This window comes from Kitasatospora sp. NPDC059827 (assembly GCF_042731675.1).
Lineage (GTDB): Bacteria > Actinomycetota > Actinomycetes > Streptomycetales > Streptomycetaceae > Kitasatospora.
In genome coordinates, this window is record NZ_JBHWIV010000147.1 from 1 (window position 1) to 9625 (window position 9625).

A 9625-nucleotide genomic window follows, 5' to 3' on the forward strand; every position below is an offset into this window, starting at 1 on the left:
GGTGGGCGGTTCACGAAGGAGGTGAACCGCCCACCCGGCCACAGCCGTTGTTATGGGGCGCCTGGCGTCAGGCATCAGGTGTCAGGTGCCAGGTGTCAGACGGCGAGGGTGCCGAGGGCTTCGAGGGCGGTGGTGGCGAAGCCGTGGTCCTGCTCCGGGGCGCCGCCGCCGATGCCGAGGGCGCCGATCAGCCGGCCGTCGCGGCGGACCGGGGCGCCGCCGGCGATGAACAGCAGCGGGCGGTCCAGGGCGGTCGGCAGCGAGTGGAACGGGCCGTCGGGCTTCACCAGGTCGACCAGGTCGGCGGTCGGGGCGTCCAACTGGAGCGCGGTGTAGGCCTTGCGGGTGCTGGTCTCGCCGGAGATCAGTACGGCGCGGTCGTCGCGGCGGAAGGCCAGCAGGTGCCCGCCGGCGTCCAGGACGGTGACGCTGACGGTCACCCCGGCGGCTTCGGCGGCGGCGTGGGCGGCTCGGACCAGGGTCTCGGCCTCCGCGGTGGTCAGGGTGGTGAGGGGGGTGGTGGCAGTGGTGCTCATGGTGGCGCTGCTCCTGGGGAACGGGGGGAGGGGGGAGGGGAGAGGGGAGGGCGGTCAGTGGTGGACGGGCGTCCGAGGTGCGGCGGCGTCGGTGGCGGCCCCGGTGGTGGCGGCCCGGTGCTGGTCGCGGCGTTCGAGGGCGGCGGACCAGAGGGCGAGCAGCAGGGCGGCCGCGGCGAGCAGGGCGCCGACCCAGTTGGGGGCGGTGTAGCCGAGGCCGGCCGAGATGACCAGGCCGCCGAGCCAGGCCGCCAGGGCGTTGCCGAGGTTGAAGGCGCCGATGTTGACGGCGGAGGCGAGGGTGGGGGCGCCGTGGGCCTGGTCGAGGACGCGCTTCTGCAACGGGGGGACGGTGGCGAAGCCGAGGGCGCCGACCAACAGGATCGTCACGGCGGCGGCGACCTTGTCGTGCGCGGTGAGGGTGAACAGGGCCAGGACGACGGCCAGGCCGCCGAGGGTGGTGTAGAGCAGGGGCATCAGCTTGCGGTCGGCGAACCTGCCGCCGAGCAGGTTGCCGAGGAACATCCCGACGCCGAACAGCACCAGCAGCCAGGTGACCGCGCCCTCGGAGTAGCCGGCGGTGTCGGTCATCATCGGGGCGATGTAGGTGATCGCGGCGAAGACGCCGCCGAAGCCGAGGACGGTCATCGCCATCGCGAGCAGCACCTGCGGGTTGCGGAAGGCGGTCAACTCGCCGCGCAGGCGGGCGCCTTCGGGGCGGGGCAGGCTGGGGACGAGCTTGCCGATGCCGAGCAGGCCGAGCAGTCCGAGGGCGGCGACACCGGTGAAGGTGGTGCGCCAGCCGACGGCCTGGCCGATGAAGGTGCCCAGCGGGACGCCGACGATGTTGGCGACGGTGAGCCCGGTGAACATGGTGGCGATGGCGCCGGCCTTCTTCTGCGGGGCGACGAGTTCGGCGGCGACGACCGAGCCGATGCCGAAGAACGCGCCGTGGGCCAGCGAGGTCACGATCCGTCCGGCGAGCATCAGCGGGAAGCTGGGGGCGGCGGCGGACAGCAGGTTGCCGATGACGAACAGGCCCATCAGCAGCATGAGCATGGTCTTGCGGCTGATCCGGGTGCCGAGCACGGTCATCAGCGGGGCGCCGATGACCACGCCGAGCGCGTAGCCGGTGACCAGTAGGCCGGCGGTGGGGACGGTCACGCCGTAGTCGTCCGCGATCTGGGGTAGTAGGCCCATGATCACGAACTCGGTGGTTCCTATCCCGAAGGCCCCGATGGCCAGGGCGAGAAGTGCGAGGGGCATGGCGCGACCTCCGTGCGATTGCTAGTGCGCCTTACGTGCCTCGACAATAGTTGCAAGCGCGGGCTATGTGCAAGTGCGGGCAATCACCCTCGGCATGCCCGAGGCCTAAACTGGAGGCCTGCTCGTGCCCGGCCCGTACCTGGAAGGAGACCGTGCCGATGACCGCCACGGACCCCGCGCTGACCGCCCTCGCCAACGGATGGGCCGCCCTGTACGTCCTGTACGGCAGGATCGAGGCGCACATCGAACGCGCCCTCCAGGCGGAGCACGACCTGAGCGTGCGCGAGTACTCGCTGCTCGACGTGCTCAGCCGCCAGCACGACGGCGAGGGCGGCCACCTCCAGATGAAGCAGGTCGCCGACGCGGTCGTGCTCAGCCAGAGCGCCACCACCCGGCTGGTCTCCCGGCTGGAGGACCGCGGGCTGCTCGCCCGCTACCTCTGCCCCACCGACCGCCGTGGCATCTACACGGACGTGAGCGAGGACGGCCTGCGGCTCCTGGCGCAGGCCCGGCCGACCAATGACACCGCGCTGCGCGAGGCGCTCGACCAGGCCGCCCGCAACCCCGAGCTGGCCCCGCTGGTCTCGGCCGTCGAGGCGGTCGACCCGCCCGCGCCGCTGCGGCGGCCCTGAGCGGCCCTGACCGGCCCTGACCGGCCCTGAGCGGCACGGGCGGTCGGCGTACAGGCCCCGCGGGCCTGGAACGGCGTCGGGCGGGCCCGCGGCACTCGGTGTGCCGTGGGCCCGCCCGTTCTCCGTGCGGAGCGGCCGTCGCGCCGCGGCCGCCGGTCAGTGCGCGAGGACGGCGTCGGCGGTCGCCGGGAGCGGATAGGCGTCCGGGTCGACCGGGCCGGGCAGGTCGGTGGCCGGGCGGGCGGGGGCGTTGGGGTCCGGCAGCGAGGGCTGGGCGGGCGGCGCCTGCACCTGGTTGAACGGCACGCCGGGCGGGGCCTGGACCGGCGCGGCCCGGCCGGCCGTGAGCGGGCTGCGGCTCTGCGCCTCGCAGGCGGCCCGGGCCTCCAGGTCGTCCGGGCTCTGGGTGGCGGGCTGGTTGCCGGTGAAGCAGTTGCCCGGGTCGGCGGAGGCGAGTACCAGGTCGACGCCGTTGCCCTCGGTGCGGTTGCCCTTGACCAGGTTGCCGGCGGCCGGGTGCCCGGGCGGGTCGGTGACGATCACGCCGGCCGAGCGGTTGCCCTTGACCAGGTTGCGCTCGACCCGGTTCGCGGTGCCGCCGCCGATCCCGATGCCGATGCCGAAGCCGCCGTCGGCCTGCTCGGGGGTGTCGGAGGCGTTGTTGTCGGTGACGGCGTTCCCGGCGATCACGGCGCCGTGCTGGGGGGCGAGGGCTTCCAGGTCGTTGGAGTTGACGGTGACGCCGACCCGGTTGCCGACCACCCGGTTGCCGAGGAACCAGAGGTTGTCCGAGGCGTTGGTGATCTCGATGCCGACCGCGTTGCGCTCCACGGTGTTGCCGCGCACCAGGGTGTCGCAGGGCTTGCACTGGCCGACGTAGACGCCGGAGTCGGCGCCGCCGGAGGCGTAGGAGTCCTCGATGACCCCGGCCCGGGCGTCGAAGGCGTAGATCCCGTACAGGCCGTTGTTGTAGGCGGTGACCCGCGTCGCCCGGAAGCCCTGGAGGGCGGGGAAGCGAGTGGTGTCCAGCGGGTTGTAGGCGGAGCCGCCGGCGCCGCGCTGCTGGAGCTTCTCGTCGGTGACGCCGGTGAACAGCACGCCGTTGGCGAGGTAGCCGTGCACGGTGAGGTTCTCCACCACCGAGCCGGCGCCGGTGACGGTGACCCCGTTGACCAGCCGTACGCCGCCGTCCAGCACCACCGCGTTGCGGTCGGTGCCGCGCAGCACGATCCGGGGCTTGGTGATCCGCACGCTCTCCTGGTACGTCCCGGGGGAGACCAGGACGGTGTCGCCCTCGCGGGCGACGTCCACGGCCTTCTGGACGGACGGGAAGTCCTGCGGGACGCGGACCACGGCGCCCTCCGGGTGCCGGGCGTCCGAGGAAGGGGCGCCGGTGGAGGAGCAGCCGGTCAGGGCGAGGGCGGCGACCACCAGGGCGGGGAGGGCGCGGACCCGGCCGCGCGGGCGGTGCGGACGGCTCGGGCGGCGGCGCTGCGGTGCTTCGGAGGCGGATTGACGGACAGTCAAAAGTTGCATACGGGGTGTTCTATCGTCTCCAATGTCGGTCATGCATGCCGAAACCGGAAAGGCGCGGAAACAGCCGGGGGCCGCCAGGGGCGGGGTGGACCGGAGGACGCTGATCGCGGGCGGCGGCGCGGTGCTGGCCGCCGGGGTCGGCGCGGGGGCCGTGGCCCTGGGCCGCGGGCCGGCCGCCGCACCGCAGCCGCCCCCGGCGGTGCCGCAGACGCCGTTCCACGGGGACCGGCAGGCCGGGGTGACGGCCCCGCAGCAGCCGGCCACCCTGCTGCTGGCCCTGGACCTGGCGCCCGCCGCGACCTCCGACGGGCGGACCGCACTGCGCTCCCTGCTGGGGGAGTTGACCGGGGTGCTGGCCGATGCGACGGGCGCCGGCCCGGCCGATCCCCGGCTGCGGGACGGCGAACCGGCGCGGCTCAGCAGCCTGGTCGGGGTCGGTCCGGGCGCGGCCGCCCGGCTCGGGCTGAACGTCCCGCCCGCGCTGGCGGAGCTCCCGGCCTTCCCCGGGGACCGGCTGGACCCGGCACGCGGCGGCGGCGACCTGGTGGTCCAGCTCTGCGCCGCGGACCGCTGGCCGCTCACCGTGGTGGCCGAACTCCTCGGCGGCGCGGCGAAGTCGGCGGGCGCGACGGTGCGCTGGAGCCAGCCCGGCTTCCTGCCGCGCACGCCCCCGGGGACCACCCCGCGCAACCTCTTCGGCTACAAGGACGGCACCGCCAACCCCAACCCGGCCGAGGCCCAGCAGTGGGTCTGGGGCCCGCCCGGCCCGTACGAGCACGGCACCGTCCTGGTCTACCGCCGGATCCGGATGGACACCGCCGGGTTCGCCGCCCTCCCGGAGGACCGGCGCGACCTGGCCATGGGCCGCCGGCGCGGCGACGGCGCCCCGCTCACCGGCACGGCCGAGCACGAGGACCCGGACATCTACGCCAAGAACCCGGACGGCTCGTACGTCATCCCCAACAGCGCCCACGTCCGGCTCAGCAGCCCCCGGCTCGACTCCGGCGCCCGGATGCTGCGGCGCGGCTACAGCTACGACGACGCCCCCGACGACCGGGGGTTGCTGTTCTGCGCCTTCGTGCGGGACCCGGCGCAGTTCACCCGGGTGCAGAACCGGCTGGCGGCCAAGGACGCGCTCAACCCTTTCCTGGTGCACACGGCTTCCGCGGTGGCCTACGTACTGCCGGGGGCGCGGGAGGGCGGGGTGCTGGGCGAGGGGTTGTGGGGGTGACGGGGTTGTGGGGGTGAGGGGACGTCGAGCGGTCGAGCAGGTCGAGCAGGTCGAGCAGGCGGCCGGACGGACGGCCTCACCAGGCGACCGGGATCGCGGCCGGGCTGCGGGTGGTGCCGCCCAGCTGCCAACTCAGCTGCTCCAGCGGGGTGGTGAGGCGCAGGCCGGGCAGGGCGGTGGCCAGTCGGCGGAGCGATTCGCGCAGTTCGAGGCGGACCCGCCAGGCGCCGATGCAGTAGTGCGGGCCGACGCTGAACGCGAGGGTGGGGGCGTCGAGCGGGGTGCCGAGGTCGGCCTCGATCCCGCCGGGGAAGACGGCCGGATCGCGGTTGGCACTGCCGAGGCTCGCGGCGACCACGGCCCCGGCCGGGACGGTCACGCCGCCGACGTCCACCGGGGCGGTGGCACGGCGGAGGGTGGCCTCGTCGTCCCCCAACGGGATGTAGTGCAGCAGGCGTTCGGCGGTGTGCTCGGTGGCCACCGGATCGGTGAGCCGGCTCCAGTGGTCGGGGCGCTCACCCAGGAGATAGACCAGGGCGTTGCCGAGGGCGCCGGTGACGCTCTCGTTTCCGCTGGCGGTGAGGCCGAGGACGAGGAAGGCGAGTGCGTCCTCGGGGACGCCGCCGTCCCGGTCGGCGGCCAGCACCAGTCGGCTGACCAGGTCCGGGCCGGGGCTGCGGCGCCGGCGTTCGATCAACTCCTCGGTGAACGCGCCGAATTCGGCGAGGGCCTCGGCCTGCTCCGGTTCCTGGTCGCCGCCGCCCTGGGCGAGCAGGGCGAGGGTCCAGCGCCGCAGCCGCCCCTCGTCGAGGCGGTCCGGGCCGTCGCCGTCCAGGCCCATCAGCCGGGCGGTGACGGCGAAGGGCACCGGCCGGGTGAAGGCGGTGACCAGGTCGGCGGGCGGCCCGGCGGTGAGCAGCGCGTCCACGGACTGCTGGACGGCGGCCGCGACCCAGGGCTGCCAGCTCGCGATGGCGCGCGGGGTGAACGCCCGCTGGACGGTGGCGCGCAACCGGCGGTGGGCGGCGCCGTCCTGGTTGAACAGCGAGGCCGGGTTGGCGGCGACGTCGGCGGTGCTGCCCTCGGTGCCGACCTCGTGCAGGTCGCTCCGGGTGAGGCGGGGGTCGCCGAGGACCTGCCGGACGTCGTGGTAGCGGGTGACGAGCCAGGCGGGGGTGCCGTCCGGGAGGGTGGTCGGGTGCGGCGGCTGGGCGGGGGTGAAGGGGAGCCGGTGGAGCGGCAGGGGCGGGGTGGCGGCTGCGGCGTCGGCTGCGGGGGAGGACATGGAACCCTTCGGGGTCGGCGGCGCTGCGGGGCACGGGCGTCCAACTGTCATATTTTCTGAGGGAATTGGATCCTTCTGACGGTTTTCCCGTTTCGGCCCGATGCTACGCCCCCGAACCCTCCGCAGACGGTCTCGACGCCCGCCCGCGGCCCGTCCGGGGTGAGCGCCGAGCCGGTCTGGGGGCGGGTCAGACGGCGAAGGCCCGCAGGTGCTCGGCGAGGGTGGTCCGGTCGACGGTCGCGCCGGTGAGCGAGACGTACCCGTCCGGTCGGACCAGCACCACGGCGTCGCCGCGCAGGCCGTACGCGCGGGCGGCGTGGCCGTCGGGGTCGCGGACGGCGGCGACCCGCAGGCCGGGGAGGTCCTGGAGGTCCTGGAGCACGGGTCGGGCGGACGGGTCGGCCGGGGCCGGGTGGTCGCCGAAGGCCAGCAGGGTGAAGTGCGGGCCGCGGAACAGGTCGAACAGCCGGACCGGCGTGCCGTCCGCCGTGGTGCAGGGCGCGTCCGGGGCCCGGTCGCCGGCCCGGATGCCGGTGGCGTCGTCCAGGTCCCGGCCGAGCGGGCCGCCGCGGTAGTCGATCGAGAGCCCGGTGAGGTCGGCGCCCTGGATGGCCAGGGTGCGGAACTGTTCGGTCATTACCGTGCCGCCGCCGCCCTGGAACGCCGCCTTGTGGTGGGCGGAGGTGGCGTCGAGGCTGGCCCGGGCGATCGGCCGGCGCTCCTCCTGGTAGCTGTCGAGCAGCTCCTCGGGCGCGCCGCGCAGCACGGCGGCGAGCTTCCAGGCCAGGTTGTGGGCGTCCTGGACGCCGGTGTTCATGCCCTGGCCGCCCGCCGCGGACTGGCAGTGGGCGGCGTCCCCGGCGAGCAGCACCCAGCCGTCGCGGTAGCGCTCGACCAGCCGGACGGTGGGGCGCCAGACGGTGGACCAGATCGGTTCGTGCATCCGGACCCCGGGCAGCCCGGCCCGTTCGGCGAAGAGCCGGCGGAAGGTCTCCAGGGTGGGCGCGGGCAGTTCGCCGTGCTCGTCCGGTTCGACGGCGGCGTGCACCGCCCACTTGCCGTCCTGCCGCATCGGGACGATCGCCATGGCGCCGCCGCCGAACTTCGGGTGGTTCCAGAGGTGCATGTGGTCGGGGTCCAGGCCGTCCAGGTCCATCGAGGCCATGAGGAAGCGTTCCTCCTCCCAGGTCTCACCGAGGAAGGGGATGCCGGCCAGCTTGCGGACGGTGCTGCGGCCGCCGTCGCAGCCGATCAGGAAGCGGGCGCGCAGCTGCGTCGTCCGGTCGCCCTGCCGGACGGTGGCGAGCACGCCGTCGGTGTCGCGGGCGCCGTCGGTGGCGCGGGCGTCGTCGGAGTCCTGGGCGCAGTCGGTCAGTTCGCTGTCGGTCTCGACCTGGACGCCGTACTCGGCGAGCCGGTCGCGCAGGACGGCCTCGGTCTGGTGCTGGGCGATCATCAGCGTGCCGGCGTACGGGCGGTCGGGGGTCGGTCGCCGGGTGGCCCCGGGGTCGAACTCCTGGACCAGCCGGGCGCCTTCGTAGGAGCGGACCCCGAGGTTGAGCACGCCCCGGTCGAGGATCCGCGCGACCACGCCGAGGTCGTCGAACACCTCCAGGGTGCGCGGGTTGACGCCCTTGCCGCGGACGCCGGCGGTGCGGAACGCGTCGTCCCGCTCGATGATCCGGCAGTCGACGCCGGCCCGGGCCAGTCCGATGGCCAGCGTGAGCCCGACCGGGCCGGCGCCGACGATCAGGACGTCGGTGGTGGGTGTGGAGTCGTGCGAGAGTGCAGCGCGCATGGCGGACGCCCCTTGTCCATTCGGCCATAAGATACGGCACGTTTCCTGTTTCCGACTGTAGACTGCCCTCGATAGGAAACGCAACGTATCTACGAGGGTCGGGTGCGGAAACAGGTGGCGAGCGGCAGAACGGGCGCCCCGCGGCGGCGCGGGGACGAACTGGAACGGGCGATCCTGGACGCCGTCTGGGCCGAACTGGCCGAGCACGGCTACGACCGGCTCACCATGGACGGCGTCGCCGCCCGCGCCCGCACCAGCAAGCCCGTGCTCTACCGCCGTTGGCCGAACCGGGTGGAACTCGTGGTCGCCGCCCTCGGCCGCAACGCCCCCGACTACCGGGAGCCCCCGGACACCGGCGACCTGCGCACCGACCTGGCGATCCTGCTGGGCGGCCTGCTGCACCGCTTCGACGACCTGCCGACCGACGCCGTCCACGGCTTCCTGGTCGACCTGATGCGCGTCCCCGAACTGCGCCTCGTCTTCCACCTGGGCCTCCGCGCGCCGGGGCCGGTGGACGCGTTGGCCGCGATCATGCACCGGGCCGCCGACCGGGGTGAGGTCGACCCGGCCCGGCTCACCCCGCGGGTCGTCTCACTGCCGCTGGACCTGCTGCGCGACGCCTTCCTGATGGGCGGTTCGGTGCCGGCCGACCGGGTGATCGACGAGGTGCTGGACGAGATCGTCCTGCCGCTGCTCGGGGCGCCGGTCGGCCGGTAGGGCCCGCTGGGCAGCGGGTGCCCTCGGATGCTCTCGGATACCCCTACCCCGTAACGACGAACGCCCTCCGGCGACGATGTGCCGCCGGAGGGCGTCGGTGCAGGTGGGTCCGGGTTCGAGTCCGGGTCCGGGTTCGGGTCAGGAGCGGACCAGGCGGGCGATGGCCTGGTTGGCCTCGCGGACCTTGGCGTTCGCCTCCTGGCCGCCCTCGGCGATCGCGTCGCGGACGCAGCATTCGATGTGCTCGTCCAGGAGTTGCAGCGCGAAGGACTGGAGCGCGCGGCTGGCCGCGGAGACCTGGGTGAGGACGTCGATGCAGTAGGTGTCCTGCTCGACCATGCGCTGCAGGCCGCGGATCTGGCCCTCGATGCGGCGCAGCCGCTTGAGGGAGTCGTCCTTGTGGGGGCTGTAGCTGGCCATGGCCGCCTCCGGTTCCCGTGCGGTGAGGAGTTCCCTCACTCTACCGGGGTGCGGTGGGGCGGAAATCGGTCCGGACGGGGCGCGGGGCCGACGCCCGGACCGACGGGGCGATGCTCTTATGGATGTCAAGCAGCGGTGGTGAGCTGCTCGGCGGTGACGTGTGAGGTGCCGGGCGTGGTCAGGACCTGGTAAATCTCGCGGGCG

9 protein-coding genes are annotated in these 9625 nt (G+C 74.3%); 3 read left to right on the top strand and 6 right to left on the bottom strand.

The genetic code is table 11. The features are described 5' to 3' along the window. Positions 1 to 95: 95 nt before the first annotated feature. Both ACFV8H_RS40415 and ACFV8H_RS40420 read right to left on the bottom strand, forming a co-directional pair. Positions 96 to 536, bottom strand: a complete 441-nt coding sequence (locus ACFV8H_RS40415; protein WP_380409644.1) for a heme-binding protein — start codon at positions 534 to 536, stop codon at positions 96 to 98. Between the two features lie 54 nt (positions 537 to 590). Further along, positions 591 to 1802: an MFS transporter gene (locus tag ACFV8H_RS40420; protein ID WP_380409646.1), complete on the bottom strand. Its 1212-nt coding sequence runs from the start codon at positions 1800 to 1802 to the stop codon at positions 591 to 593. A 158-nt stretch (positions 1803 to 1960) separates the two neighbouring features. Between ACFV8H_RS40420 and ACFV8H_RS40425 the strand changes: the two genes are divergently transcribed. Then, positions 1961 to 2434: a MarR family winged helix-turn-helix transcriptional regulator gene (locus ACFV8H_RS40425; protein WP_380409648.1), complete on the top strand. Its 474-nt coding sequence runs from the start codon at positions 1961 to 1963 to the stop codon at positions 2432 to 2434. Positions 2435 to 2590: 156 nt separating this feature from the next. Here the strand turns inward: ACFV8H_RS40425 and ACFV8H_RS40430 are convergent, their stop codons facing one another. Further along, the gene (locus ACFV8H_RS40430; RefSeq protein ID WP_380409650.1) at positions 2591 to 3970 is read right to left on the bottom strand and encodes a right-handed parallel beta-helix repeat-containing protein; all 1380 of its coding nucleotides are present in this window, start codon (positions 3968 to 3970) and stop codon (positions 2591 to 2593) included. Positions 3971 to 4001: 31 nt separating this feature from the next. On the opposite strand from ACFV8H_RS40430, the gene ACFV8H_RS40435 reads away from it, so the two are divergent. Further along, on the top strand, positions 4002 to 5201 hold the full coding sequence (locus tag ACFV8H_RS40435) for a Dyp-type peroxidase (protein WP_380409652.1): 1200 nt from the start codon (positions 4002 to 4004) through the stop codon (positions 5199 to 5201). 76 nt (positions 5202 to 5277) lie between these two features. Here the strand turns inward: ACFV8H_RS40435 and ACFV8H_RS40440 are convergent, their stop codons facing one another. Further along, the gene (locus ACFV8H_RS40440; RefSeq protein WP_380409654.1) at positions 5278 to 6486 is read right to left on the bottom strand and encodes a cytochrome P450; all 1209 of its coding nucleotides are present in this window, start codon (positions 6484 to 6486) and stop codon (positions 5278 to 5280) included. 187 nt (positions 6487 to 6673) lie between these two features. Then, positions 6674 to 8284: an FAD-dependent oxidoreductase gene (locus ACFV8H_RS40445; protein ID WP_380409656.1), complete on the bottom strand. Its 1611-nt coding sequence runs from the start codon at positions 8282 to 8284 to the stop codon at positions 6674 to 6676. Positions 8285 to 8398: 114 nt separating this feature from the next. Here ACFV8H_RS40445 and ACFV8H_RS40450 point away from each other — a divergent pair, with 114 nt between their 5' ends. After that, positions 8399 to 9001 (top strand): TetR/AcrR family transcriptional regulator, encoded by a 603-nt coding sequence (locus tag ACFV8H_RS40450; RefSeq protein WP_380409658.1) that lies wholly within the window; start codon positions 8399 to 8401, stop codon positions 8999 to 9001. A 138-nt stretch (positions 9002 to 9139) separates the two neighbouring features. On the opposite strand, the gene ACFV8H_RS40455 is transcribed toward ACFV8H_RS40450, so the two are convergent. After that, on the bottom strand, positions 9140 to 9460 hold the full coding sequence (locus ACFV8H_RS40455; RefSeq protein WP_375883498.1) for a metal-sensitive transcriptional regulator: 321 nt from the start codon (positions 9458 to 9460) through the stop codon (positions 9140 to 9142). Between the last annotated feature and the right edge of the window lie 165 nt (positions 9461 to 9625).